This is a genomic window from Streptomyces capitiformicae (assembly GCF_002214185.1).
Taxonomy (GTDB): Bacteria; Actinomycetota; Actinomycetes; order Streptomycetales; family Streptomycetaceae; genus Streptomyces; species Streptomyces capitiformicae.
Map to the genome: position 1 here is coordinate 78801 of NZ_CP022161.1, position 25974 is coordinate 104774.

Consider the following 25974-nt stretch of genomic DNA (forward strand, 5'->3'; position numbering starts at 1 on the left):
ACTGTCATGAGCGGACAGCCGATGCCGTGCGACCGGGCTGAGCTGGGCACGCTGTTCCTGTTCGAGCAGCTGGACCCCGAGCAGCTGGACCGGCTGTGCCGCGAAGGCCGGGTGGAGCGGTTCGAGCCCGGCACCGTCTACCAGGAGGGCGAGCCCGCCACCTGCTTCTTCGTGCTCCTGGAAGGCACGGTCGTGATGTCCCGGCGCGTCGGCGATGACGACGTGGAGGTCAACCGCAGCTCACAGCGCGGGCTGTACGCGGGCGCCTTCCAGGCGTATCTGGGCGACAGGCAGGACGAGGCGCGCTACAAGGGCTCCCTGCGTGTGACCGTGCCCTCGCGGTTCTTCGTGCTGCCCGCGCCCGCCTTCGCCGCCATCATGCGTGACTGGTTCCCCATGGCCGTGCACCTGCTGGAGGGCCTGTTCTTCGGCAATCAGAACACCCAGCGGGCCATCAACCAGCGCGAGCGCCTGCTGGCCCTCGGCTCCCTGTCCGCCGGGCTCACCCACGAGCTCAACAACCCCGCCGCGGCGGCCGTACGGGCCACCTCCGCGCTGCGCGAACGCGTGGCCGGGATGCGGCACAAGCTCGGCGCCATCGCCGCCGGGCCGTACAAGCGCGCCATGCTGGAGTCGCTGGTCGAGATCCAGGAGCGGACGGCCGAACAGGTCTCCAAGGCCACCCCGCTCAGCCCGCTGGAGGCCGCCGACCGGGAGGACGAGCTCACCGACTGGCTCGACGCCCACGGCATCACGGGCGGCTGGCAACTCGCGCCGAACTTCGTCCAGGCCGGCCTCGGCACCGACTGGCTGGACCAAGTCGCGGCCGCCGTGGACGAGCACACCCTCGAAGGGGCCGTCCGCTGGCTCAACTACACGGTCGAGACCGAGCTGTTGATGAACGAGATCGAGGACTCCACGACGCGCGTCAGTCAGCTGGTCGACGCGGCGAAACAGTACTCGCAGCTCGACCGCGCCCCCTACCAGAACGCCGACGTGCACGAACTCCTCGACAGCACCCTGCTGATGCTGTCCGGGAAGATCGGCGACCGCGTGCGGGTGGTGAAGGAGTACGCCCGTACGCTGCCGCGGATCCCCGCCTACCCCGGTGAGCTGAACCAGGTGTGGACGAACCTGATCGACAACGCGGTGGCGGCGATCGGTGAGGCGGGCGGGGAAGGCACGCTGACCGTCCGCACGGCGCTCGACCACCGCGACCGGCTGCTGGTCGAGTTCCGCGACACGGGGCCGGGGATCCCGGCCGACATCCGGGGCCGCATCTTCGACCCCTTCTTCACCACCAAGCCGGTCGGTCAGGGCACCGGGCTCGGCCTCGACATCTCCTGGCGCATCATCGTCAACAAACACCACGGGCACATCGAGGTCCACTCCCGCCCCGGCGACACCCGCTTCCAGGTCTTCCTGCCCCTGACGGCCCCCACACCGGACCACGAGCCCCTGCGGTAGCTCCCGGCCATGTTTTCGCCCCCGCCGCCCCTACCCGTTCCTCCCCGATACAGCCCGTGCCCCTGAAGGGGCGCGGGGCACTGCGCGAGCAACCACACCAAGCCTGCAGACGCCCCGCATCCGCAACCTCCCGAGCTCTCCGGCGGGGGCGAGGACGATACTGATGTCCAGGAATCATGGAACGCGAAACGGGGTGGGTGTGTTGATCGGGATCTCCGACATCCGGGAGGCAGCCGAGCGGATCGGAGGGCATGTCGTACGGACGCCGACCATCCACAGCCCAGGACTCTCCGAGTTCCTCGGCACCCCGGTCACCACCAAGCTCGAACTGCTCCAGCGCACCGGCTCCTTCAAGGCCCGCGGCGCCACCGCGAAGCTGCTCACGCTGACGGACGCCGAGCGGGCGGCCGGCGTCGTGGCGGTCAGCGGCGGCAACCACGGCATCGCGCTGGCGCACATGGCGGCCGCCCTCCACATCAAGGCGACCGTGGTGATGTCCAGGACCGCCCCCAGGCGGGCCGCCGACCTCGTCGAGGAGACCGGCGCGTCGCTGCGCCTCACCGACGGCATGGCGGAGGCGTTCGCGCTCACCGAACGGCTCCGCGCGGAGGGCCTCACTCTCGTCCACCCCTTCGACGACGCGCTGGTGATCGCCGGACAGGGCACGGTCGGCCTGGAATTCGCCGAGGACGCCGCCGAACTGACGGACATCGTCGTCAGTATCGGAGGCGGCGGCCTGATCGCCGGTGTCGCGGTCGCCTTCAAGGCACTGCGCCCGGACGTCCGCGTCTGGGGCGTCGAGACCGAGGGCGCCACCACCATGGCGGAGGCGCTGGCGGCGGGCGGCCCCGTCACGGTCGATCTCTCCTCCATCGTCACCACGCTCAGCCCGCCTGCCGTCTCACAGCTCACGTACGACCACGTGTCCGCCCTGGTCGAGGACATCCTCGTGGTCTCGGACGCCGAGGCCGTACGGGGCGTCCTCGATCTCGCCGAGCACGCCAAGGTGTGGGCGGAGCCGGCCGCCGGATGTCTGCTGCCCGCGGCCCGGCAGGTCGTGGAGCGGGTCGGCGACGGGGCCCGGCTGGGCCTGGTGGTGTGCGGGGGCAACGCCACCACGGCGGACATCATGGAGTGGGCGCGGCGATTCGACCTGTAGCGGCCTCAGGAACCCGGTGTTCTCCTCGCCTCAACGGCCTTGCCCTCCCGGCATAATGCTCGAATGACCGCCCCCACGTCCCCCACCTCCTCCCCTGCCGAGCGCACCCCCGTCGTCATCGTCGGCGCGGGACCGGCCGGGCTGACCGTCGGCAACATCCTGCGGGCCGCCTCCGTGGACTGTGTGGTGCTGGAGACCGAGAGCCGGGAGTTCATCGAGCGGCGGCCGCGCGCCGGGTTCCTGGAGGAGTGGGCGGTGCGTGCGCTGGAGCGGCGCGGCCTGGGCGACCGGATCGTGGAACAGGCACCGACGCACACCGAGTTCGAGTTCCGCTTCGGCGGGGAGCGTCGGCGGTTCCCGTACACGGAGCTGACGGGGCACCACCACTACGTGTACCCGCAGCCCCTCCTGGTGACGGACCTGGTCCGGGAGTACGCGGACGTCCGGGGCGGTGACATCCGCTTCGGCGTACGCGACGTGGAGCCGCACGACCTCGACAGCGAGCGGCCTTCGGTGTCGTACACGAACCCGGAGACAGGCGAACGACGGCTGCTGCACTGCGAGTTCGTCGCCGGATGCGACGGGGCGCGCGGCGTGACGAGGACCGCCCTGCCGCCGGAGCACGCCACGGTCGCCCGGCACGACCACGGCGTGGGCTGGCTCGCGCTGCTCGCCGAGGCACCGCCGTCGTCGGACTGCGTGATACTCGGCGTGCATCCGCGGGGTTTCGCCGGCCACATGGCGCGCAGCCCGGAGGTCACCCGCTACTACCTGGAGGTCCCGGCCGGCGACGACCCGGTGAACTGGCCGGACGAGCGGGTGTGGTCCGAACTGCACGCCCGGCTGGCGGTGCCGGGGACGCGGCCACTCACCGAGGGCCCGCTGATCGAGAAGCGGGTGCTCGACATGCACAACTACGTCACCGAGCCGATGAGGTACGGCCGGCTGTACCTCGCGGGCGACGCCGCCCATCTCGTCGCGCCGATCGCCGCCAAGGGCATGAACCTCGCCCTGCACGACGCCCTGCTCCTCGCGGACGCGCTGATCGCGTACGTCGGCAAGGGCGACGACAGCGGGCTGCGCGGGTACTCGGACGCTTGTCTGCGCCGAGTCTGGCACTACCAGGAGTTCTCGCAGTGGCTGGCCGAGCTGCTGCACGGGCCGTCGTCCGGCGACGCCTTCCGGGCGGGCTCCGCGACCGCCCGGCTGCGCCGTGTCCTCGACTCCCCGGCGGCCGCGGCGACTTTCGCGGAGCTGTTCATCGGCAAGGACACCGACCACTAGACCCCGGCCGCCATGCTCTTGGAAGAACCTCAGTGGCCGTCGCAGCACCCGTCCCGCCGCATCAGCCGACCCACCTCCAGCCAGTCCTCCTCGGCCTCGGCGGCTTCCGCGCGCCGCGCCGACGGCTGGTACGCGGCCACCAGCTCCTCGGTGGTGTAAGGGATTCCGCCCCTGAGAACGGAGACCGTACGGACCAGGTCGGCGAAGTCCGTGAAAGGGTCGCCGTCGACGACGGTCAGGTCGGCGAGCTTGCCGGTCTCGACGGTGCCGAGATGGTCGTCGAGGCCGAACAGCCGGGCCGGCATGACGGTCGCGGTGCGCAGGGTCTCGGCCGGAGTGAGTCCGCCGTCGTGCAGGGCGCGCAGGGCGAGGTGCAGGAAGAGCCCGACGGGGCCGAGGGGCTGGTCGGTGCCGAGGGCGATGAGGCCGCCCGCCGCCAGGATCCGTCGGTAGATGTCGATCTCGGTGCGGAGCGTGGCGAGTTGGGCGGGAGTCGGCGGGACGCCCGCGGACTCCCGTACGGTGGCGGCGTCCCACGGGGGCATGACGACGCTCACCCGGGGGTCGTCGGCGAGGGAGGGGTCCGCGCCGAGGAGGGGTGTGGCGGTGAAGGGGGTGGCGATGAGGGAGAAGTCGACGCCCTGCGCGCTGTAGATCTCGACGACGTCCTGCTGGGCACGCCCGGCGGTGCTGATCGCGTGCCCGAACTCGGCGCGCTGGGTGGCCTGCAGATGGGTCGTCAGGTCCTGGCCGAGTTGGACTCCGGGTGAGAGCAGATGGCCTCCGGTGCGTACGCCGAGCCGTTCGTGGGCGAAGCGGGCGGCCTCGCTCATGACCCAACTCGGCGCCCTGACATAGGTCTTGACGAAGTCCCAGTCGAGCGCCGCGCCTCGCTCCAGCGAACGCCGCAGTCCTTCCCTGGTCCGGTGGGCGCGTCCCATGCTGTACGCGACCCGCGCGCCGTCGAGGAGTTCACCGGTGGTGAGCAGCCGGGGTCCGGCGAGCCTGCCGGACGCCACCTCCTCACGGATGCGCACCTGTTCGTAGGCGAAGCCGCCGAGGGAGACGGCGGTGGTGACGCCGTAGGTCAGTTGCCCGGTGGCCTGGCGGCTGCCGTAGGTGCTCTGCCAGGGGTGGGTGTGGGTGTCCCACAGGCCGGGGAGCACGGTGTGCGTGGAGGCGTCGATGTGGCCGTGGGCCGCCCGGCGGGTGCTCCGATGCGGTTCCACGGCGGTGATCCGGCCGTCTCGTACGACGATGTCGACGTCGTCCCGGACCGTGTCGCCGGTGCCGTCCCAGAGGCGGCCGGCGTGGACGACCGTATCGGCGGGTGCGGGGCGTGAGCGGTCGAGCGGGACGCGCACGGTGCGGGCGTGGCCGCCGGAGATGTCTATGAGGCGAAGCCGGGTGCCGGACAGGTAGAGCAGGGTCTTGGAGTCGCCGGACCAGGTGGGGTGGTCGGCGGGTTCGGTGGTGAGGGTGCGGAGTTCCCCGCGGGGGGTGCCGTCCGGGGTGACGGGCAGCAGGCACAACGCGGACTCCACGATCACGGCCATCCAGCGGCCGTCGGGCGACCAGACGGGCCCGGAGTCGTAGCGGTCGGCGATCGAGGTATGCGGTGCGACGGCGTGCAGTCGGTCGGCGCCGCTCGTCGCGTCGACGATCCGGACGAGGTTGTAGCCCTCGCGGAAGCGGGCACCGAGACGGTTGCGGTCGCACAGGGCGAGGTACCGTCCGTCGGGCGACCAGCTCGGTCTGCCGGGGATGCCACCACCGTTCAGCGGCGTCACGAGGACTCGTTCCTCGCCGCTCGCCAGGTCGTGTACGACGAGCCGTCCGGTCATGTCGAGGCAGGCCAGCCGCTTCCCGTCGGGCGAGAGGGCGGGCATGACGCGGCCGCCGGTGGCGAGGGCGGTCTCCTTCCCGGTGGCGAGATCGTGCCGGTAGACGCCGAGCAGGCCGTCGCGGTCGTCGGCGTAGACGAGGGATCGTCCGTCGTGCGACCAGGAGGGCGCGAGGAGGTAGCGGGTGGGCGGCGACTTCCGCAGTCGCTTCGGCGGGCGGCCGCCCGAAGTACCGGCCAGCCACAGCGAGTTGAGGGCGGCGAAAGCGATGCTGCGGCCATCGGGGGACAGCGCGGGCAGGTGGATGCCGCGCACGGGCCGCACGCGCGCCTCCCCGAGGTCGTACTTTTTGACCCGGTAGCGCGGCCGGTCCACGGGGAGCACGCCCTCGAAGGGGATGGCCTCGGGCCGTGCGGGTTCGTCGGGGTTCACGAGGGTGAACTGCCCGTCGACGGTGAGCAGGAGTTGCCCGTTCGCCGTCCAGCGGGGTGGCACGGGTGCGATGTCTCCGTCGACCCGGACGGGCTTGCCGTCGACGACGAGTGTGCAGGAGCCGTTCGGTGAACCGGTGGTGCGCAGGTGGGCGAGGCGACGGCCGTCGGGGGCGAGGGCGGGTGTCATGACCTGTGCGGCGGCGGTCTCGGTGTGCTCCACGGTCACCTGGCCGGTGCCGTCGGCGGCCACGGCGGCGACGGTCCGGGACTCCACGCTCGGGCCTGTGGTTGTGGTGGTGACCTTGGCGCGCACGAACAGCAGTCGGGTGCCGTCCGGTGACCAGGTGGGGTCGAAGTCCTCCCACTTGCCGTCCTGGAGAGGGCCGTCCTGGCCGGGGAGTCCGGTGACGCGGGTGATGTCGCCGGTGCTCAGGTTCAGGACGTGGATGCGGTACGGGCATGCGTTGAGGGGACCGCCGGGGTCGCCGCCGCGTTCGGAGCCGAAGGCGATCCGGGTGCCGTCGGGCGACCAGGCCGGTCCCCGGTCGTCCCAGGGTCCGTCGGTGCGCTGTCGCAGGTCGGAGCCGTCGGGGCGCATGGTCCACAGATGGAAGCCGCCGCCTTTGTAGGCGCAGAACGCGATGAGTTCGCCGTCCGGGGAGTGGGTGGGCCGGTTCGGTTCGAGACCGGCCGGGGTGAGGGGGACCGCCTTGCCGCCGGTGCGCGGCAGGGACCACAGCCCGCTCTGGATCTCGGCGATCAGCGTGTCGCCGGTGGGGGCGAGGGTCGCCGATCCGTTGGTGGCGCGGGTGAAGGTGAGGGTGAGGCCGGTGCGGGCCGTGCGGGGTCGGGCGACGGCCGGGGCGGTCGTGGTGGCGGTGCCGAGGACCGCTGCGGCCCCTGTGGCGGCGAGGAGTTGACGGCGGGTCAGGGACGGAGTGAGGCGGCTCTGGTCACGGTCCATGACATGTCACGCTGGCGTATCACGAAGCCCAGGGGCAACAGCACCGTTCACGCCAACGGCGGATGTCATCCGCCGGAGCGACGGGACCGGATCCAGGCCGGCAGCGCCAACCAGCAGAGCAGGTACCAGACGAGCACGGACGCCACCAGCCAGGGCACGTACTCGTCATCGGTCGCCACCCTCAGGATGAGCAGCAGCGCCGCCGTCATCGTGGCGAGGAGCAGGATCAGGCCGACGACGGTCATCCGACCCGCCCAGCGCACGGTGGCCGGTTTGATGTGTCGGCCGGTGACGAGGCGGTGGAAGGAGACCGGTCCGACAAGGGCGCCGGTGGCGGCGGCGCCGAGGACGACCGTCACGATGTAGATGGTCTGCTCGGTCTGCGGCAACTGCTCGTAGCGCGGTGTGAAGACGACGGTCAGCAGGAAGCCGAACAGGATCTGCACCCCGGTCTGGGCGACCCGCACCTCCTGGATGAGATCACCCCATCGACGGTCGGCGCGCTCCTCCTCCGTCTCGTCACGGCCTCGGTCACGGTGGTCGTTCGCCTCGGTCATGGCACGTCCTCCCGGCGCGGTCGATGCCCCCTTCCCTGGATGGCGCCACAACCCCGACAACCCACCACAGACAAAGCCACTTCACCTATACGAGTGAATCCAGTTGGCGTATCGGATGCTTGTGTCAATATCCGGCCTAGCGTGACTGCGTGACCGAATCTTCAGCCACGTCCCGTCGGGGATTCCTGCTCTCCGCCGCCGCGCTCGCGCTCACGCCGCAGTTCGTCCGCCAGGACCCGGCCGCCGCCGCGGCCGAGCTGCCGGGTTTCCCGGAGGGCGTCGAGCTGTACCGGTCCGCGTACCGCAACTGGGGCGGGGAGGTCACCGCGTCCGCCCTGTGGGCGTGCGCGCCCGTCGACGCGGACCAGGTGGTGGCCGTCGTCAACTGGGCCCGGCGAGAGGGCTGGAAGGTCCGTCCGCGCGGTCTGTCCCACGGCTGGTCACCGCTGACCATCACACCGGGGACCGAGTCCGGCGCACCGGTGTTGCTCGTCGACACGACCACGCACCTGACCGGCATGACCCTCGTATCCACCGACCCCGCCGCCGTCCGGGTCGGGTCCGGTGCCTCGTTGGAGGCGCTGCTCACCTTCCTGGAGGGCCGCGGTCTCGGGGTGACGGCGTGTCCGGCGCCCGGTGACCTGTCGATCGGCGGGGCCCTGGCCATCGACGCCCACGGCACGGCCGTCCCGGCCGCCGGGGAGAGACGGCTGCCCGGTCACACCTACGGCTCGCTCAGCAATCTCGTGCTGTCGCTGACGGCGGTGGTGTGGGACGCCGACAGCGACGCGTACGTCCTGCGCACGTTCACGCGCGACGACGCGGACGGCGCCGCGCTGCTCACGCACGTCGGCCGCGCGCTGGTCACCGAGTTCGTGCTCCGGGTGGGGGCCAACACGCATCTGCGGTGCCTGAGCCGGACCGACATTCCCGCCGCGGAGCTGTTCGCCGCGCCGGGCACCGAGGGCCGTACCTTCGAGAGCTTCCTGGACGAGGCGGGTCGACTGGAGGCGATCTGGTTCGCGTTCACCGACGTCCCCTGGCTGAAGGTGTGGAGCGTGGCGCCGACCCGCCCGCTGACCTCCCGCCGCGTGACGTCGCCGTACAACTACCCCTTCTCCGACAATGTGCCGCCCGTCGTCGCCGATCTCGTCGGGCGGATGGTGTCGGACGACGCCTGGTATCTGGCCCCGGTACTGGGCAAGGCGCAGCTGAGTGTGGCGTCGCTGGGCCTGGTGACCACGCTGTCGGCGGACATCTGGGGGCCGTCGAAGAACACCCTGCTGTACCTCAAGCCGACGACGCTGCGGGTGGCGGCGAACGGGTACGCGGTGCTCACCTCGAGGGACCAAGTACAGCGCGTCGTCTCCGAGTTCGCCGCCTTCTACCGGGAGCGGCTCAGCCCGTACGCCGCCCAGGGGCGCTTCCCCGTCAACGGTTCCGTCGAGATCCGGGTGAGCGGCCTCGACGATCCGGCGGACGTCGGGGTGCCCGGGGCCCGTGCCCCCTCGCTGTCGGCGCTGCGGCCGCGCGCCGACCGGCCCGAGTGGGACGCGGCGGTGTGGCTGGACGTGCTGACGCTGCCGGGGACACCGGACGCGGAGGCGTTCTTCCGGGAACTGGAGCGGTTCCTGCTCACGACGTACGACGGCGGCCACGCCCTCACCCGGGTCGAGTGGTCCAAGGGCTGGGGTTACACCGACGAGGCCGCCTGGAGCGACCAGGAAGTGCTGGGCACCGTCGTGCCGGCGTCCTTCGACGACGGCGAGGGGCCGGGGTGGGACGGGGCTGTGGAGATCCTGGACCGGCTCGATCCGCACGGGGTGTACGGGAACGCCTTCCTCGACCGGCTGTTCCCGTGAGCGAACCGCACACCCCGTGACCACGGATACCTCAGACCCGCCGCCACCGCGTTGGCGAAGGAGAACAGCCCGAACAGGACGAGGCCCGCCGCGACGCAGGCGAGGAGCACGGGGCCCGCGGGGGTGTCGGCGAAGGTACGGAGGGTGTCGTCCAGGCCCTTGGCCTGGTCCGGCTCGTACTCGCTCGCGGCCCGGACGGCGAAGACGCCCACCACGGTGAAGACCAGGCCGCGCGCGAGCCCGCCGATCACCCCGGTCACGTCGACGATCCGGCGCGTCCGGCGGGACATCTCACCGAGCCGGAGGCGCTTGTGGAACGTGCGCAGCAGAGCCCGGACGCCCATCCACACGCCCGCGACGATGATGCCGGCCCCCGCCACGCCCAGGATCCACTGGCCGCCGGGGAGGTCGAGAACCCGGGCCGTCACGTCCCGGGACTGCTCGTCGCCGGAACCACCGCCCCCACCACCCCCGTCACCGCCCTCGCCGTTGCCGTTTGCCGCCGCGAAGGTCAGCACGGTGTAGGCGACGAAGGCGTAGAAGACGAAGCGGGCGGCGGAGGCGGACCGCTTCGTCCACTTACGGCCGTCCGGGCCCGCCTTGCCGAACACGACCTCCGACAGCCGCCACAGCGCCATGCCCACGAGGCCGATACCCAGGACCCACAGCATGACCGAGCCCAGGGGCTGCTCCGCGAGCTCGGCCAGCGCGCCCTGGCGGTCGGCCTGTTCCGAGCTGTCACCGAAGGCGATCTGCAGGGCCAGCGCCCCGACCAGCAGGTAGATCACGCCACGCGCAGCCAGGCCCGCCCGGGCCGCGCTCTCCGTCGCCGCCCGCCGCGCGGCGCGGCCGCCCGCCCCCGAGTTCCCGATCAATGACGTCCTCGTGGCCCCTCGACCCGCAGCTGAAGCTGAACCTCCTGGTCACCGGCGTCCACACCCACCTGGCGCACGGTGTACGCCTCCTCCAGTACCGCCCGCAGCAGCCGTACGGCGGGCGGGCTGCCCTGTACGTCGACGGTGACAGGGCCGGACAGCGGTTCGGCGTGTTCCTCGGCGGCGGTGGGGACGGCGACCGTGTCGTAGTGGCCGGTCCACATGGTCGGGCGGTCGTCGCCGACCTCGTGTGGCGGGTCGTCGATGCGCCGGTCCGACTCGAAATGATCGCACAGACAGGCGAAGACGCGTTCGGCGTCCTGTGCGGAGCAGTCGCAGAGCACGACCTCGACCTGGGACACAGGCAGTCGGGGCAGAGTCACGGGCGTCCTCCCTGGTGTGGACGGCAGGATGCGGGTACCCCCATGGTGTGCCCGAAACAGGGTTGGCGCAGGTCGCACGAGTCCGACCCGATCCGCCCGGTGCCGCACGGGCCGTGGGCTATGTTGAGTGGTCGTGGGAGACGAAGGAGGCGCGCGGGTGCCATCGCCGCAGCAGGCACGTGCGCAGGCATCAGCGATCACGTCCGGGCGGACCGCCCCGGAGACCGAGCAGTCCCCCACGTCCCGGCTCAGGGAACTGTTCGACGGGCCCCGCCTCTCCCCCGGGCAGCGGCGCATCGCGCAGTACCTCATCGAGCACATCACCGAGGCCGCGTTCCTGTCGATCACGGATCTCGCCGAACGCGTCGGGGTGAGCCAGCCCTCGGTGACACGGTTCGCCGCGGCCGTCGGCTTCAGCGGCTACCCCGCCCTGCGCGAGCAGCTCCAGTCCATCGCGCTCGCCACCCTCGGCAGCGCCCCGGGCACCCCCGCGCCGGACCGCAGCAACGAGCTCCAGGCGGCCGTGGACGCCGAGATCGAGAACCTGGAGAACCTGCGGCGCGACTTCGCCGACCCCGACCAGGTGATCGAGATCGGCCGCGCCCTGTCCCGCTCGGCTCCCCTGACCGTCCTCGGGCTGCGCATCTCCGGCGCGCTCGCCGAGTACTTCGCCTACGCCGCCCGCCGTATCCACCCCGACGTCCGGCTGGTGACGAAGGGCGGCACGGTCGCGTACGACGCCCTGCTGCAGTCCCGGGAGGCGGGCGGCACCTGGGTACTGGCGTTCTCCATGCCCCGGCACGCGCAGGAGACGCTCACCGCGCTACGGGTCGCCCGCGGCGCCGGGCTGAAGATCGCCCTGGTCACCGACCTGGGGCTCGGCCCCCTGGCGGACGAGGCCGCCGCCGTGTTCGCCATCGGCACCGGCTCACGCCTCGTCTTCGACTCCTATGCGGCCCCCGTGATGATGTCCTCCGCCCTGCTCCAGGCCATGACGGACGCCGACCCGGAGCGGACGCAGGCCCGGCTGGAGGCATACGAGCAGGTGTCCGAGCAGCAGCAGTTCTTCCTCAGGGGCTGAACCCCCTGAACCCCCTGAACCCACCGAACCCGACACTCCGTTCAGAAGCGGACGGGGTCCCACCACGTACCGACAGCACGGGATTATTCAGAACTTTCCCGGCATGAATTTTTTCATGTCCTTGCAAACTCATCGGTATATATAAATACTGCTCGCGGATCGTGACCCGGCCGGACACCGGCGTCACGTCGTCCGCCCGGGTCCGTCCGCTCCTACCCGCCACGGCGCCCCGGGCGCGGCGGCCCCGGCCATCCCCTAGACCGGGGCCGCCAGGACTCCATCCGAGTCGCACTTACTGGCGTCGATGCAAGACCGGAGCGTTGAACATGGCCCTCACCTCCTCGCCGATCCGCACGGACTGGCCGTGTCAGGTCAAGACCCCCGGCAGCTACGACTGGGAGCGGTCCGCGGCCAAGTGGCTGCGCGAGCTGGTGCCGGCCCGTTACGGCAGCTACCCGGCGATGATGCGCCACCCCGTCCTGCTGGCCCGCCACGCCCAGATCCAGGTCCAGCACGAGATCCGCGTCGCCCGCACGGCGCTGCAGACCGCCCGCTCCGAACTCCCCCGTCTCGGCATGTCCGAGTCGGTCATCGAGCACACGATCAAGATGTACGCGGCCGAGGTCATGCAGCTGAACCACATCGCCCGCAGCATCAGGGCCGTCAGCCAGGCCCTCGTGGACCACAACGTGGCCCGCGCCGCGCACTGAACCCGCCGCACCGGACGGTGGTAGGCGGCGCCCGTCCCGGGAACGGGAAGAGGATGAGAGGGTACGCGTACACGCGAGCGAGGGGGCGGGACCGATGGATTCCTGGACCTGGGGTGTGATCATCGCCATCGCGGTGGTCGCGGCCACCGTCCTGGGCGTGGCCGTGTGGCTGCTCCTCCGACTCGTCCGCACCCGCCGTGAACTGCGCCGGGCCGGACTGCCGACCGGCCCCAAGTGGGTCTTCTGGGGCGCCGTCCTCTACCTGGTCCTGCCGACCGACCTCGTGCCCGACCCGGTGTACCTCGACGACATCGGCGTCCTGCTGCTGGCGCTGAGGTCGATGCGCGCGGGCCGGCACGGCGAGTTGGCCACCGAGCCGCAGAACGGTACGGGAACCGCCCTGCGGGGGTGAGACGTTGTCGGGCTGACGGTCACTGCGACGGACGGCACCGATGAGCGAGCTGGTACCCGGGGGCAATCTCCCCCTGCCGAACGGCCCCCTGACGATTCGGGTGCCGGGCCCCTTCGACATCTCCGCCCTCATCACCGACGACACCGGCAAGGTACGCGGCGACTCCGACTTCGTCTTCTACAACCAGCCGACAGCGCCGGGCGCTCGCCTGAACGGCGAAGCGCTGACGGTGAACCCCGTCGCGCTGCGCGCCGGGGCGACGCGTCTCACTGTGGTCATCAGCCCCGCCGGCCCGCACACACCGCTGGGCCATCTACCGACGCCCACACTGCAGGTCACGGGGATCGACGGCCGCCTCATCGCCCGGTTCACCCCACCACGGGTCCAGCGGGAGACCGTACTGCTACTGACGGAGATCTACCGCCGCGGCCCGAACTGGAAGCTACGGGCACTGGGGCAGGGTTACGCGGACGGCCTGGCGGGGGTGGCGAGGGACTTCGGGGTGGACGTCGTCGAGGACGCCTCCACGACTCCACCCGCACCGGTGCCCCGTCAGGGGCGCGGGGCTGCGACATGTGCGGCTCCGCCGCGTGGGCGCGAGCAGCCCCCACCCACCCGCACACAGGTACGCACGATGGCACCCCCATCCTCGCCCTCACCAAAACCCCCCTTCCTCGGATTGGTCAACTCCACCCGCGCCACGTCGAACTCCCCGCCGGTCTCCCTGAACCCCCGCCTCACGGCCGCCGCCCAAGCCCACGCCACCGCGATGGCCGCGCAAGGCCGACTCGCGTCGGAGGCCGCGGACGGTCTCTCCCTCTACCAACGCATCACCGCGGGCGGCTACGCATACCTGGCCATCGGTGAACACCTCGTCTCCGGCCCTCGCACCCCCGCCGAATTCGTCGACTACTGCCTCTCCGACGAACAAGCCAGGCGAACACTCCGCGAACCCGCGTACACCGAAACCGGCCTCGCCCACGCCACCGACCCCCGCTCGGGCACGGTCTTCTGGACGGCGCTCTGGGCTCAACCCTTCACCCCTGCCGGTCTGGAGCGAACAGCCACCGAGGCCATCACCCTCACCAACGCCGAGCGAGCCGCCGCAGGACTGCCTCCGCTCTCCCACGACCGCCCGCTGACGAACGCCGCCCAGGCGCACAGCGCCGACATGGTGGCGCGCGCCTTCTACTCGCACACCTCCCCCGACGGCAGCGAACCCTGGCACCGGGCGGCCGCCGCCGGCTCCACCCGGCGGTCCATCGGGGAGAACATCGCCTGCGGGCAACGCTCCGCCGCCGAAGTCGTACGCGGCTGGATGAACAGCCCCGGGCACCGCGCGAACATCCTCAAACCCGGCTTCACCCATATAGGTGTCGGCTTCGCCGGAGGCGGCGCCGCAGGCACGTACTGGACGCAGCTCTTCGGCGGCTGAAACCTGTCTGCCGGATTCCTCCCTCGTTCGAGTCACTCAACTCGCCTACGCACCAGGCTACTTGACTCTCCGTGATCGCTCGACTCCAATGCAACCTGCCGGGCAAAAGGCAACGGGAGGACGAATCGGATGGTTTCGAGAACGGTGGGCGTCTGCGCGGCGACACTGGGCGCGGTCGTGTTGTCCCTCTTCACGGTCCCAGCGCAGGCAGCCGCACCCGCTGCCGCGTTGGCGCCACCGGACACGACCGAGCTACGAAAAGTGCTGCGCACGGCGCTGTCGCAGGGAGCGCCGGGCGCGTTCGCGAGGATCGACGACAACGGAACGGCGCTTCAGCTGGCTGCGGGGGTCGCCGACCGGGGTACCGGGCGGGCCATCGCCACCGGGGACCGTATCCGCATCGGCAGTGTCACCAAGACCTTCTCGGCGGTGGTCCTGCTGCAACTGGTCGACGAGGGCAGGATCAAGCTCGACACCCCGGTCAACACCTATCTGCCGGGGCTGCTGCCCGACAAGCGGATCACCGTGCGGCATGTGCTCAGCCACCGCAGCGGTCTGTACGACTACGCGGGCACCCTCTTCGCCCGCGCGGTCCCGGGCTTCGAGAACGTCCGCAACAAGGTCTTCACCTACCGCCAGCTGATGGACCTGTCGCTGGCCGAGCCGCTCACCAACAAGCCCGGCGCGGTGTACTCGTACTCGAACACCAACTTCATCGTGGCGGGCATGCTCATCGAGAAGATCACCAAGAAGTCGGTGGCGACCGCGTACCAGGATCGGATCACCAAGCCGCTGAAGCTGGCGGACACGCACTACGTCCACCCGCGGAACACCATCCCGGGGACGTACTCCCGCGGCTATATGACCGCGGACTCCACCGGCCGGAAGATCGACTCGACGCGGCAGACGGCGTCGTGGGCGCAGAGCGCGGGGGCACTGGTGTCCAGTGCCAAGGACGTGAACAAGTTCCTCACCGCGCTGATGAAGGGGAAGCTGACCTCGTCCGCCCAGCTGAAGCAGATGGTGCGGTGGACGCCGGTGAACAGCACGCAGGCGTACGGGCTCGGGCTGCGTCGGCGTGATCTGTCGTGCGGGATCTCGGTGTACGGGCACACGGGTACCGTGCAGGGCTATTACACCTGGGCGTTCACGTCGAAGGACGGCAGGCGCAGTCTGACCTCGTTCGCCAACACGTCCAACAACGGCACGGTGTACGCCACCATGAACCGCACGCTGGAGTCGGCGTTCTGCGGCTGATCCGCGGCTGACCCGCCATGTGGAGTACGCCGGTTTCCGTCTACCGTCGTACTCATGCCCCTGACCTTCGACGACCTGCTGAGGCGGGCCACCGCACTGGTCCGCCCCGGCCGCCGGGCCGTACTCGGCATCGCCGGCAGCCCCGGCGCCGGCAAGACCACGCTGGCCGAGCGACTGACCCGCACGCTCAACGGCGACGGGGACCCCTGGGTCGCCCACGTCCCCATGGACGGCTTCCACCTCGCCGACGTGGAGCTGGACCGTCTCGGCCGCCGGAATCGCAAGGGCGCGCCTGACACGTTCGACGCGGCGGGCTACGCGGCCCTGCTCCGCCGACTCCACGAGGACGAGGACGATCACGACATCGTCTACGCCCCCGGCTTCGAACGCACCCTGGAACAGCCCGTCGCCGGCTCGATCCCGGTCCCGCCCACGGCCCGCCTGGTCGTCACCGAGGGGAACTACCTCCTCCTGGACGACGCCCCCTGGCCCCGGGTCCGCTCCCACCTCGACGAGGTGTGGTTCTGCGAACTCGACGAGCCCGAACGCGTCCGCCGTCTCATCGCCCGCCACGAGGAGTTCGGCAAGGAACACAACGTGGCGGTCGACTGGGTCCTCGGCACGGACCAGCGGAACGCCGACCTCGTGGCCAGGACACGGGTGCGGGCGGATCTGGTCGTGCCGGGGACGGCGATGCCCACGGTAGAGGCGAGGACGTAGCGATTTCAGCGTCGCGATGTCCGCACTCGGTGCTCAGCCGCCCAGCGTCAGCACCGGTTCGCCGTTCTCGTCCCCCGCGGGGTCCCCGATCAACGCGGTGAACGCCTCTGTGCGGACCGTCAGGCCCTCCGGGGTGCGAGCGAAGGCAGGAGTGAAGGGGTCGCCGGAGCCGCCGTAGCGTACGGCGAAGATGTCGAGGTCGGAGAGGTCGGAAAGGTCGGACGGGGTGTCGGGGACCGGGGTCGCCTCGATCGCCGTGGAGGCGATCAGGTGGGACCAGCCCTCGTCGGGGTTGCCGTAGCCGCGTGGGTCGGCGGCCAGGGCGAAGGCGGCCAGTTCCTGAGTGGTGTCGGTGCGGGCGTCGAAGAAGTCCGGGCCTTGTGTCGTCGGGTGGGTCAGGCGCATGCCGCCCGCCGACGTCACCTCGGCCTCGGCGACGCGGCGCAGGCCGTCACCGTCGTCCCTCACGTACGGGAGGCCGGCGAGCAGATAGGGCTCGCCGGGGAGGCGTTCCACTGCGACCGTCGTCCAGAGGCGGGTGCCGTCCGTGACGTACAGGGACTGGACATGGCGCAGGACGTGGTCGCGGGTGACGACCGGCTTGGTGACCAGCTTGGCCGTCAGTCCGTCGGTTCGGAGGTCGCGGACGCGGGTCTCGCCCATGGGGCGGCACAGGAGGAAGCCGTCGGTGACCGGGCCGAAGCCGTGCTGGCGGTTGACGGCGGCCGGGAGGAAGTAGGTGCCGTCCGCCTCGATCAGCGACGGCGTCATCCTGGTGTCGAAGGCCACCGACACTCCGCCGGCGCGGAGTTGGTGCCGGACCGGTTCGGTGGACGGTGTGCGATGCCAGGGTGTGGTGTCCTGGATCTGCCAGACCAGCATCCACGCGAAGTGGCCGTCGACGCCGCCGTCCGGGTTGACCGCGTGCCGGCCCCAGCGGGTGTCGCCGCGGTAACGGCCGAGGTCGGCGCCGATGCGGTGGCCGAAGTAGCGCAGGCCGAGGACCGACTCGAAGCCGGAGTGCTGTTCGCTGTAGCGGGGTCCGCCGTTGTCGAAGCCTCCGACCGTCAGACGGGCGTCGATGTAGCGGGCGAGGGTGTCGCCGTCCTCGGCGAAGATCTCCTCGCCGCTGATCCGGTGGGCCTGGGCCAGGAAGGAGAGCGAGATCGGGCCGTAGTTGTTGTCGTACGCGCCGCCGTGCTCCGGTGGGAGCAGTGCGCCCCGGTCGGCCACCCGGTGGGCGCGGATCTTGTCGAGGTAGAGGGCCAGCGCGCGGGCGCGGACCTTCTCGGCCTCCTCCTGCGGGAGGTGGCGGGCCAGCATCAGGCCGCCGACGACGCAGCCGATGGCCTGGTTGCCGGCCTCCTGCGGGTTGAAGAACGTCGCCTCGGTCAGCCAGCGCCAGTAGCCGCACGCCATCTCCCGTACGGCGTCGGTCTGTTCGCCGGAGAGGAGTCCGTCGGCGAGGTCGAGCAGGTTGACCGCCTGGAGCAGGGCCCACACCGTGCTCGGCCAGTCGCCGATGGGGTGGGCGCCCGCTGCCAGGGTGTAACGGGCGTACGGAAGGCCGGAGTTGCGGATTCGGAGGTTCGGGTAGCCGGGGTTGTCGTCGGTGTAGACGCGCTCACGAAGGTGGAAGTCCGTGCTGCGGCGGACCGCCTCCGGCAGGCGCGGGTCCTTGCCGCGGTGCCAGGCCAGGGCGAGGAGCGAGGTGATGCCGAGGGACGTGTCGCCGATGTCGTCCACGCAGTCGGGGTGCTCCAGGTTGCCCTCCGGCGTGAGCCGGGCCAGGGCCTCCTCGGCGACGCCGGCGAGGACGGCGCCGTAGGCCTCCGCGGTGTCGGGGAGGTGGTGCAGGGCGCCGAGCTGGCGTGGGAGGTGCACGGGAGGGGGCGTGAGGTGCACGGGGATCAGCCCTTCATGCCTGGGGTGGCCATGGCGTGGTTCGTCGGGGTCACACGACAGGTGCGGGCCGGCGGGCACGCAGTGCGACGGTCAGTGTGTGCGGGCCGAGTCCACCGACGTAGACGCGGTTCCCCGTCGTCGCATCGGTGCCGCCCACCACGGTGTAGTCCTGACCCGGGTCGTACCGCAGTACGTCGCTCCGGTCCGGCCCGGCAAGCGGTTCGCCCGCCTCGACGCCTGCCTCGACCTGGATCTCGTCGTCGCCGACCCGGTAGGTCATCGGCCCGGTCGTCAGGCACCAGCGTCCGTCGCCGATCGGTGCGGCGCCCTCTGGCACGCCGCCCGGCCGGAAGGTCAGTTCGAGGGCCCAGGGCACCCGTGGTCCGCTGATGTCGATCCGCAGGTCGGCACCGTCTTCTCTCACGTCCACCTCGACGCGGGTCGTGTGTGAGACCTCGTCCCGAGGCCGGTCCGGGAAGGCCATCGCGGCCGAGAAGCGTCCCTCGTCCACCAGCCGGTAGAGGCCGTCGTCCCGCCTCTGGTCCGTCGGGAGCGGCTGGTAGTAGGCGGCCGTGAGGGTCTCGGTGAGCCGGTACCGGTTGTCGGCGAGCTGTTGCATGCCGGCGGCGCGGAACGGGCCCAGATCGAAGAACCCCCGCGACAGGCGGACGGCGTCGAGGACTGCGTCGCCGGCGAACAGGCGCAGGAAGGTGGGATTGCAGGCGAGGCCCGAGCGGATGCGCCGGTGTTCGGGCACGTCGGAGCCGCCGTACACCACCGTGTGCGCGGTGGCCGAGGCGCGTGCGGCGAGGCGTGCGGTGGTGAGGTACCGGTCGCGCGGAAGGGACTCCCCAGTCGGGGCCGGCAGGGGGCGGCACAGGTCCGGGGTGAGGAGGGTCTGGGCGAGCAGGTCGGGGTCGTCGATGCCGTCGGCGGCCGCCAGCCGCGCCGCCCGGCTGAAGTCGCCCCGGCCGGTGCGGATCGCGAGCAGCCGGTAGTGCGGCAGGAAGGGCGCCAGCGGGAACGGGTGGTTCTGGTCCTGTCGTCGCGAGTGGACGGTCTCCACCGTGCCGTCCGGCCTGATGAGGTCCAGAGTCGTGGCGAGATTGCGTTCGACGGCGTCCAGCAGGTCGGCGCGGCCGAGGACGTCGGCCAGCAGCAGCAGTGAAGGGTTGGACACGTGGGCCGCGTAGTTGGCGCTCCGTTCCGAGTACAGGCCCTCCGCGTCGAGGTCGACGCCCTCGGTGAGCCATTCCGCTACACGGTCGAGCAGCCGGTCGTCCGGGAACGACCGGTGCAGCCGGGCCAGCGCCGCGCACAGCTCCCAGCGGTGGTTCGGGGTGTGCACCCCACCGGTCAGGAGACTGACGGAGGCGGCGTCGGCGATCTCGGCGAGCGCGGCCGTGACGTCGCTCAGTTCCGGCCCCGCGCCGGCGGCGAGGAGGTGTGCGTCGCACACGTCGTTGACGGTGAACGCGGAGTCCGGCGGTGACTGCACGTTGTCGCCGCCGGCGAAGAGGCCGGTGGTGGTCTGCGCGGCCCGTAGAGCGCCGAGATGGGTCATCGCGGCAGCGACGGCCTGCCCGCTGCCGCGCAGTGCCGAGTCCGGAGAACGGTACGCCGCGACCAGGGTCTTCACCCGGCGCGCCAGACCACGGTGCGGCACACCGGCGGGTTCCTCGTCGGGGCGGGCCGCGAGCGGGGCGGCCGACCGGTCGGCGGCGCGGGCCACCGACCGGACGAACGCGTGGTCGAGCGGGGTGGGCAAGGTCAGTCCTTCAGTCCGGCATTGATGTCGGCGTTCATGACGTAACGCTGGAACACCAGGAAGACGACGATCAGCGGGATCATGGAGATGACCGATGCGCCGAGCAGGACCGACCAGTTGATGTTCTGCGCGCCGACGATGCTCTGGATGCCGATCTGCACGGTGAACTTGTTGGGGTCGTTGAGCATCAGCAGCGGCCAGATGTAGTCGTTCCACCGCCACTGGAAGGACAGGATGGCGAGGGTGAGCATGATGGGCCGGGAGAGCGGCACCATGATCCGCAGGAAGATCGACAGCTCACGCGCGCCGTCGATGCGTGCGGCTTCCAAGAGTTCGTCGGGAACGGTCAGGAAGAACTGGCGGAACATGAAGCATCCGGTCGCGGTGAGCACGGCCGGGAGGATGATGCCGCCGAACGAGTTGTAGAGGCCGAGGTCGCGGACCACCAGGAACGACGGGGCGAGCATGACCTCGCCCGGCAACATCGTGGTGGCCAGGATGCAGAGGAAGAAGGCCTTGAGCCACTTGTTGTCGTACTTGGCCAGCGCGTACCCCGTGCAGCAACTGACTCCCACCGTGAGGATCGTGGTGATCACGCACACGATGGTCGTGTTGATGAAGTACTGGGAGAAGTTGGCACTGCGCCACGCCGTCAGGTAGCCCGACAGGGTGATGTCGTGCGGAACCAGCGTCAGCGGATAGGAGAACAGGTCGCTGGCCGGCTTGAGGGAGCTGAGGATGAACCACAGCACCGGCAACCCGTACAGGCACGCCAGAATCCACAGCAGTGTCGTCGCGGGCACCGCCTGCCGGAGCCCACCACTACCCGCCCTGCGGGGCTGCTTCTTGGAGACGGCCCGTCCGGGACCGGCGTCGACCGGGCGTGGCATGTCTGTGGTTGTCATCGGTTCTCCACCCGCCGGTTGACGATCAGCTGGATGATCGCGACGGCCATCAGGATGAGCATGAGCACGAACGAGGCGGCGCTCGCGTATCCGATCTGGCCCCGTTTGAAGCCGGTCTCATAGATGTACTGGACCAGCAGGTTGTTCGACGTGCCGGGTCCGCCGTTGTTGAGGGCGACGAACACCGGGTATTCCTTCATCGCGTTGATCGTGTTGAGCAGGATGACGATGAACGAGGTGGGCGCGATGCTCGGCAGCGTGATGCTGAAGAACTGGCGCCATGGGCCGGCGCCGTCGAGTGAGGCCGCCTCGTAGTAGGACACCGGTACGTTCTTGATCGCCGCGATGAACAGCAGCATCGTGAAACCCGTCCACATCCAGGCCGCCGCCATCACCACCACCAGCAGCGACAGGTCCGCGTTCGACTGCCACGGAACGGCACTTCCGCCGAGCTTCTCAAAGATGTAGTTGACCAGTCCGAAGTTCTCACCGAACAGCCACCGCCACAGGACACCCACGACGATGGGCGACAAAAGCCATGGGATGAAGAAGATGACGCGCGCGACCGACGAGCCCTTGGCGTGCTTGCTCACCACCAGGTTTGCGGCGAGCAGCGAGAGCGCGAAGTTCAGCGGTACGAAGAGCACGGCGTACAGCACCGTCCGGGTCAGCGCGCCGTAGAACGTGGAGTCCCCGAACAGGTTGCTGTAGTTGTCCAGTCCGACGAGCTGGAACGCCCCTACGCCCGTGTAGTTCGTGAAGGAGTAGATGAGCCCGATCACCGCCGGCCAGACGAAGAACAGCGCGAAGAGCACGACATTGGCCGCGATGAGCACGAGCGGCGCAAGGGTGTACTTGCTGCGTCTCCTGGGCGGGCTCGCGGACACGTCCGAGGCGCGTTTTGTCATCTTCCTGACTCCGTGCTGGTGGATTGGATTGCTGTGGGCTCAGGCCATGAGTCCGGCATCACGTGTGCGCCCATGGCCGGGCGGCGGTGTCTGGACCCCGCCGCCCGGCCATGTCGGCCTACGCTCAGCCGCCGACCTGCTGGTTGTAGCTGTCCACGATGTTCTGCAGGGCCTTGTCGGCCGACTGCTGGCCGTTGATCGCCTTGCCGAGCTCCGTCTTGGTCGGGTCCTCGGTGAGGCTCTTGCCGTTCAGCACCCAGTCCGTCTGCGCGCTGTTGAAGTAGCCGGAGATCGGGTCGTAGAGCGGGATCGACTCGTTGTACAGCTTGAACGCCGCCTGCGCCGCCTCGGACTTGAAGGGGTACTCCGGGTTCAGACCGCTCTCGACAGGCAGGAACCCGGACGCCTCACACAGCTCGCGGTAGTGGTCCGGCTCGTACAGCCAGGAGAGGAACTTGTTCGCAGCGGTGGCCGCGTCGGCGTTGTTGTTGAACCCGACCACCATGCCGCCGGCGTTGACGTCGCTGGCCTGCACCGGCTCGGCGGGAGTCGGGACGCTGGCCCACTCGAACTTCTTGATGCTGTCCGCGAAGGCGGCGACCTGCCACACACCGGACCAGTAGGCGACCACGTCGCCGCTCTGGAACATGGCCGACGGGTCGGCGCCGCTGGTCCACACCGACTTCGGCATGGTCTTGTCGTCATTGAGTCCGACGAAGTAGTTCACGGCCTTCTTGGTCGCCGCGTCCGCCGAGAACTTGCCGGAGTCGTCCGCGTGGACGTACTTCCCGCCCATCTCGTACACCATGGCGCGGAGCCTGGACGGCGACTGGTCGAATGTCAGGGAGTACTTGGCCTTGGTCTTCTCCCGGACCTCGTTCGCAGCCTTGATGAATTCCTTCCAGGTCCAGGTCTTCTCGGGCGAGGTCGGGAAGGAGACGCCGGCCTTCTCGAACAGCGACTTGTTGATGAACATGCCGGACGCGGTGACGTCCGAGGGGATGGACAGCACCTTCCCGGACGAGTCCTTCGCGAGGAAGTTGGCGTTGATGTTGTTGCTCTTCTTGTTGGCGATGGAGCTGAGGTCGATCAGCTTGTTCGACCAGATCGGGTCCAGCGCCGGCACGGCCGCCACGTCGGGCAGGGAGTTCGCCTGGGCGGCGTTGTGCAGCTTCGTCGTGTAGCCGTCGTAGGGGATGTTGACGAGCTTGATGGCGACGCCGGTTTCCTTCTTGTACTGCGCCACCATCTTCTTCCAGCCCGCGTCCTGCCCCGGAACCGTGGAGATCCAGAACGTCAGCGACTTGGAGGTCCCGCCCGACTCGGAGCCCGACCCGCAGGCGGAGAGCACCAGGGCACCTGCCGTGGCCACGGCAGCGAGGGGAACCAGGCGGCGCATACCGCCGCGGCCGAGTCGGCGGGAGCGCCGCACACCTACATTGGTCATCTTCGATCCCTTTTTCGTCGCAGGGGACGGAGCACGGCGCCGACGGAGGCGGCACTGGTGCGTGTGCAGGAAAGGTCGCTTTCCGGGGGCGCGGCCTCGCCCGGCCGCGTCTTCCTGTACGGGCGAGGATCCCCGGCCGTCCTGGCCGTCACCGCACGGGCACGCCCTCGTGCGGTTGCCGTACGTCGAGTACGGGCGGGACGCTCGCTCCAAGCCGGCGTCCCGGCCGACTTAGAAAGCGCTTGTCCGGACATTGGCAGAAGCGGGTGGAGTCCGTCAATGCTTCACCGGTACCCCCTCGGTCACGGTTTGGATTCCCCGGGCCACGGCCAGCTCGGTGGCCCCTAGGACGGTGCCACGGTCGCCGAGGGCGCTGCTCACGACCTCGGTCGGCCAGCTGAGTCGAGCCAGTTCGGCGCGTACACCGGGCAGGAGCTGCGGGTTCGAGCCGACGTCACCGCCAAGGATCATGAGGCCGGGGTCGAGGACGGCGGTCGCCGCGGCAGCGAGCCGGCCGATCTCGGCGGCGTGGTGGCCGACGACCGCGTGGGCAGTGGCGTGTCCGCCGTCGGCGAGGGCGAAGAGCCGCTCGACAGTGCGCGGTCGGGGGCCGTCGCCGTCGCACCAGGCCGCGGACGCCCGGCGCAGCAGGGAGCGTGCGCCGAGGTGGGCCTCCAGGCCCTCGTGGCGGGGCTGGCGGTCCTCGTCCCAGGGGTAGGGCAGCCGGGCGACCTCACCGGCGGCGTGGTTGGCGCCGCGCAGCACCTGGCCGCCGATGACGACACCGAGGCCGATGCCGACGCCGATGCGCAGGTAGCCGAAGGTGTCCCGGCCCCGGGCCGCGCCCTGGTGGAGTTCGGCGAGGGCGGCGCAGTTGACGTTGTTCTCCAGGTGGACCGGCACTCCGGCCGGCAGGGCGACGGCCATGGCGTCGAAGGCAGGTCCCGCCTTGGCGGTCGCGGGGCGCTCCCCCTCCCCCGCCTGGACGGTGACGTCGCCGACGGCCACGACGACGGTCCGCAGCGGGGCGCCCTCCGGGAGTTTCGCGAGGACGTCGCATACCACGGCGGCGGCGTCCGGTCGGGAGCCGGCGCCCTGGGCGAGCAGGGTGCCGTCGAGGGCGGAGCCGCGGACCTGGGTGCGGCTGGGCCCGAGGTCGACGGCGAGCACGGCGCCGGCGGCCTGGCCGAGGCCGTAGACGGCGGCGGAGCGGCCGGTGCCGCCGGAGGCGGTGCCCGAGCAGGCGGCGAGGCCGGCGGCCTCCAGTTCGGCCACGGCGGAGGAGACCGTCGGTTTGGACAGGCCGGCCCCCGCCGCCAGCTGGGGGCGGGTCGCGGTGCCCGCCTCGGCCAGTACGGCGAACACGGCGCGGGCGCTCTCGCTCAGGTTCATGTTCTCCCCAGTCGTACCGCGGCGGCCGGCCGCTCGGAATCGTCTCGGTTTCCGGGTCCGGACCGCTTGACGCCCTCCTATTCGTTAGTTAATTTCCTAACGAAGTCAAGCGGTACTCGCCTGCCGCACCCAGCAGAGGCCCGTCCCGGGGCTTCCCGAGCCGCACCCCCCACCAGCTGTCCTTCTGTGTGTCCAGGCACGGTCTCGCCCGCCGTCGCAAGCTCAGTGCAGTGACGAGAGGGATTCCGTGCAGGACTCCACCCCTGTCGCCGTCGGGATCGACGTGGGCGGTACCAAGACCCAGCTCCGCGCCTTCGCGGGGCCGGACTCGATCGCCGACCATGTCCGCCCGAGCCATGGCTGGCGGCCCCACGATCACCCGAACGCGGCCGAGTGGCTGGCCTCGTTGATCGAGGAGGTGCTGCCCGCGCCCGTACGCCCGTCGGCGGTGGCCGTCGGCGCGCACGCGTGCGAGACGCCCCGCCAGTGCGAGGCGATACGTCTGCTTCTCCAACAACGCCTCCAGGTGCCCTGTCTGATCGTGGGCGACGCCGAGCTGCTGGTCCCCGCCGCCGGTCTGGACGAGGGCGTGGGCCTTGTCGCCGGCACCGGTTCGGTGGCCGTCGGCCGTCTCGCCGACGGCAGTTCGGTTCAGGTCGGCGGCTGGGGCGCGGTCCTCGGCGACGAGGGCGGCGGCGCCGGTCTGGTACGCGAGGCCGCCCGTGCCGTTTGGGCGGCGCACGACCGCGGTGAAACCCCGGACGCGCTCGCCCGGTTGCTCGTCGCCGCCTTCGAGGTCGACGAAGTCCCCGCTCTCGGCGCGGCATTGGAGAGCGCCACCGATGTGTCCGCCGAGTGGGGCCGGCACGCGCCCGTGGTATTCGAGGCCGCCGAGCAGGGCTCCGTCGTCGCCCACCAGGTGATCGCCGACGCCGGTCGCGCGCTCGCCTCCCTCGTCGAACGGCTCGCCCTGCGCGGAGTGCCGGTCGACGACGTGGCCGTGGCGGGCAGCACGATCCTGCGCCGCCCCGCCCTGTACTCGGCCTTCACGACCGCGCTGGCCGACTCCGTGCCCGCCGCGAGGCCGCGCCCTCTGCAAGTGCCGCCGGTCGAGGGGGCGGTGGCACTCGCACGATCTCTCCTTCGACCGGTCACCCCCTGATCACCGATCCATCGCCGACCGGACATCGACCGGTCATACGTCA

Annotated in this window: 20 protein-coding genes and 1 pseudogene; 11 read left to right on the plus strand and 10 right to left on the minus strand. The window is 70.6% G+C overall.

The genetic code is table 11. The features are described 5' to 3' along the window. The first annotated feature begins 6 nt into the window (after nucleotides 1-6). From CES90_RS00265 to CES90_RS00275, 3 genes are all read left to right on the plus strand, one after another. The gene (locus tag CES90_RS00265) at nucleotides 7-1467 is read left to right on the plus strand and encodes an ATP-binding protein (protein ID WP_189782103.1); all 1461 of its coding nucleotides are present in this window, start codon (nucleotides 7-9) and stop codon (nucleotides 1465-1467) included. Between the two features lie 202 nt (nucleotides 1468-1669). Continuing rightward, complete coding sequence (locus tag CES90_RS00270; protein ID WP_189782167.1) at nucleotides 1670-2626, plus strand: threonine/serine dehydratase; 957 nt, start codon at nucleotides 1670-1672, stop codon at nucleotides 2624-2626. 63 nt (nucleotides 2627-2689) lie between these two features. Further along, a complete protein-coding gene (locus CES90_RS00275; RefSeq protein ID WP_189782102.1) occupies nucleotides 2690-3910 on the plus strand; it encodes a 4-hydroxybenzoate 3-monooxygenase in 1221 nt (406 codons plus the stop codon). A 29-nt stretch (nucleotides 3911-3939) separates the two neighbouring features. Here the strand turns inward: CES90_RS00275 and CES90_RS00280 are convergent, their stop codons facing one another. Together CES90_RS00280 and CES90_RS00285 are read right to left on the minus strand one after the other, a co-directional pair. Beyond that, nucleotides 3940-7152, minus strand: a complete 3213-nt coding sequence (locus tag CES90_RS00280) for an amidohydrolase family protein (RefSeq protein ID WP_189782101.1) — start codon at nucleotides 7150-7152, stop codon at nucleotides 3940-3942. A 65-nt stretch (nucleotides 7153-7217) separates the two neighbouring features. Continuing rightward, nucleotides 7218-7709, minus strand: coding sequence for a DUF6328 family protein (locus CES90_RS00285; RefSeq protein WP_189782100.1), 492 nt, complete (start codon nucleotides 7707-7709; stop codon nucleotides 7218-7220). 149 nt (nucleotides 7710-7858) lie between these two features. Here CES90_RS00285 and CES90_RS00290 point away from each other — a divergent pair, with 149 nt between their 5' ends. Continuing rightward, on the plus strand, nucleotides 7859-9571 hold the full coding sequence (locus CES90_RS00290) for a cholesterol oxidase substrate-binding domain-containing protein (protein WP_189782099.1): 1713 nt from the start codon (nucleotides 7859-7861) through the stop codon (nucleotides 9569-9571). Between the two features lie 31 nt (nucleotides 9572-9602). On the opposite strand, the pseudogene CES90_RS00295 reads toward CES90_RS00290, so the two are convergent. Together CES90_RS00295 and CES90_RS00300 are read right to left on the minus strand one after the other, a co-directional pair. Then, nucleotides 9603-10446: pseudogene (locus CES90_RS00295) on the minus strand (DUF1206 domain-containing protein). Then, nucleotides 10443-10829: a hypothetical protein gene (locus CES90_RS00300; RefSeq protein ID WP_189782098.1), complete on the minus strand. Its 387-nt coding sequence runs from the start codon at nucleotides 10827-10829 to the stop codon at nucleotides 10443-10445. Before CES90_RS00300 ends, CES90_RS00295 begins: the two are co-directional and overlap by 4 nt. Before the next feature lie 157 nt (nucleotides 10830-10986). Between CES90_RS00300 and CES90_RS00305 the strand changes: the two genes are divergently transcribed. The 6 genes from CES90_RS00305 (at nucleotide 10987) to CES90_RS00330 (ending at nucleotide 16444) form a co-directional block, all read left to right on the plus strand. Next, nucleotides 10987-11910, plus strand: coding sequence for a MurR/RpiR family transcriptional regulator (locus CES90_RS00305; protein ID WP_189782097.1), 924 nt, complete (start codon nucleotides 10987-10989; stop codon nucleotides 11908-11910). A gap of 326 nt (nucleotides 11911-12236) precedes the next feature. Further along, nucleotides 12237-12620, plus strand: a complete 384-nt coding sequence (locus CES90_RS00310) for a hypothetical protein (RefSeq protein ID WP_189782096.1) — start codon at nucleotides 12237-12239, stop codon at nucleotides 12618-12620. 94 nt (nucleotides 12621-12714) lie between these two features. Next, nucleotides 12715-13032, plus strand: a complete 318-nt coding sequence (locus CES90_RS00315) for a YkvA family protein (RefSeq protein ID WP_189782095.1) — start codon at nucleotides 12715-12717, stop codon at nucleotides 13030-13032. 40 nt (nucleotides 13033-13072) lie between these two features. Continuing rightward, the gene (locus tag CES90_RS00320) at nucleotides 13073-14467 is read left to right on the plus strand and encodes a CAP domain-containing protein (RefSeq protein WP_189782094.1); all 1395 of its coding nucleotides are present in this window, start codon (nucleotides 13073-13075) and stop codon (nucleotides 14465-14467) included. A 129-nt stretch (nucleotides 14468-14596) separates the two neighbouring features. After that, nucleotides 14597-15724, plus strand: a complete 1128-nt coding sequence (locus CES90_RS00325) for a serine hydrolase domain-containing protein (protein ID WP_189782093.1) — start codon at nucleotides 14597-14599, stop codon at nucleotides 15722-15724. Between the two features lie 54 nt (nucleotides 15725-15778). Next, nucleotides 15779-16444 carry a nucleoside/nucleotide kinase family protein gene (locus CES90_RS00330; RefSeq protein WP_189782092.1) on the plus strand — a complete coding sequence of 222 codons (666 nt, stop codon included), beginning with the start codon at nucleotides 15779-15781 and terminating at the stop codon, nucleotides 16442-16444. A gap of 33 nt (nucleotides 16445-16477) precedes the next feature. Here the strand turns inward: CES90_RS00330 and CES90_RS00335 are convergent, their stop codons facing one another. The 6 genes from CES90_RS00335 to CES90_RS00360 form a co-directional block, all read right to left on the minus strand. After that, nucleotides 16478-18328, minus strand: a complete 1851-nt coding sequence (locus CES90_RS00335; RefSeq protein WP_189782091.1) for a hypothetical protein — start codon at nucleotides 18326-18328, stop codon at nucleotides 16478-16480. 70 nt (nucleotides 18329-18398) lie between these two features. Continuing rightward, on the minus strand, nucleotides 18399-20117 hold the full coding sequence (locus CES90_RS00340; RefSeq protein WP_189782090.1) for a hypothetical protein: 1719 nt from the start codon (nucleotides 20115-20117) through the stop codon (nucleotides 18399-18401). Between the two features lie 2 nt (nucleotides 20118-20119). Continuing rightward, nucleotides 20120-21022, minus strand: a complete 903-nt coding sequence (locus tag CES90_RS00345) for a carbohydrate ABC transporter permease (protein WP_189782089.1) — start codon at nucleotides 21020-21022, stop codon at nucleotides 20120-20122. Then, nucleotides 21019-21930: a carbohydrate ABC transporter permease gene (locus tag CES90_RS00350; RefSeq protein WP_189782088.1), complete on the minus strand. Its 912-nt coding sequence runs from the start codon at nucleotides 21928-21930 to the stop codon at nucleotides 21019-21021. Before CES90_RS00350 ends, CES90_RS00345 begins: the two co-directional genes overlap by 4 nt. 124 nt (nucleotides 21931-22054) lie before the next feature. Beyond that, nucleotides 22055-23377, minus strand: a complete 1323-nt coding sequence (locus tag CES90_RS00355; protein ID WP_189782087.1) for an extracellular solute-binding protein — start codon at nucleotides 23375-23377, stop codon at nucleotides 22055-22057. Between the two features lie 276 nt (nucleotides 23378-23653). Further along, nucleotides 23654-24769, minus strand: coding sequence for an ROK family protein (locus CES90_RS00360; protein WP_189782086.1), 1116 nt, complete (start codon nucleotides 24767-24769; stop codon nucleotides 23654-23656). A 247-nt stretch (nucleotides 24770-25016) separates the two neighbouring features. Between CES90_RS00360 and CES90_RS00365 the strand changes: the two genes are divergently transcribed. Further along, a complete protein-coding gene (locus CES90_RS00365; RefSeq protein ID WP_189782085.1) occupies nucleotides 25017-25931 on the plus strand; it encodes an N-acetylglucosamine kinase in 915 nt (304 codons plus the stop codon). Nucleotides 25932-25974 lie beyond the last annotated feature (43 nt).

Excerpts from the sequence above, each read along its gene's own strand:
- CES90_RS00360 (WP_189782086.1), bottom strand. The coding sequence starts at position 24,769 with ATGAACCTGAGCGAGAGCGCCCGCGCCGTGTTCGCCGTACTGGCCGAG.
- CES90_RS00350 (WP_189782088.1), bottom strand. The coding sequence starts at position 21,930 with ATGACAAAACGCGCCTCGGACGTGTCCGCGAGCCCGCCCAGGAGACGC.
- CES90_RS00265 (WP_189782103.1), top strand. The coding sequence starts at position 7 with ATGAGCGGACAGCCGATGCCGTGCGACCGGGCTGAGCTGGGCACGCTG.
- CES90_RS00280 (WP_189782101.1), bottom strand. The coding sequence starts at position 7,152 with ATGGACCGTGACCAGAGCCGCCTCACTCCGTCCCTGACCCGCCGTCAA.
- CES90_RS00310 (WP_189782096.1), top strand. The coding sequence starts at position 12,237 with ATGGCCCTCACCTCCTCGCCGATCCGCACGGACTGGCCGTGTCAGGTC.
- CES90_RS00355 (WP_189782087.1), bottom strand. The coding sequence starts at position 23,377 with ATGACCAATGTAGGTGTGCGGCGCTCCCGCCGACTCGGCCGCGGCGGT.
- CES90_RS00315 (WP_189782095.1), top strand. The coding sequence starts at position 12,715 with ATGGATTCCTGGACCTGGGGTGTGATCATCGCCATCGCGGTGGTCGCG.
- CES90_RS00325 (WP_189782093.1), top strand. The coding sequence starts at position 14,597 with ATGGTTTCGAGAACGGTGGGCGTCTGCGCGGCGACACTGGGCGCGGTC.
- CES90_RS00330 (WP_189782092.1), top strand. The coding sequence starts at position 15,779 with ATGCCCCTGACCTTCGACGACCTGCTGAGGCGGGCCACCGCACTGGTC.
- CES90_RS00275 (WP_189782102.1), top strand. The coding sequence starts at position 2,690 with ATGACCGCCCCCACGTCCCCCACCTCCTCCCCTGCCGAGCGCACCCCC.
- CES90_RS00285 (WP_189782100.1), bottom strand. The coding sequence starts at position 7,709 with ATGACCGAGGCGAACGACCACCGTGACCGAGGCCGTGACGAGACGGAG.
- CES90_RS00345 (WP_189782089.1), bottom strand. The coding sequence starts at position 21,022 with ATGACAACCACAGACATGCCACGCCCGGTCGACGCCGGTCCCGGACGG.
- CES90_RS00320 (WP_189782094.1), top strand. The coding sequence starts at position 13,073 with ATGAGCGAGCTGGTACCCGGGGGCAATCTCCCCCTGCCGAACGGCCCC.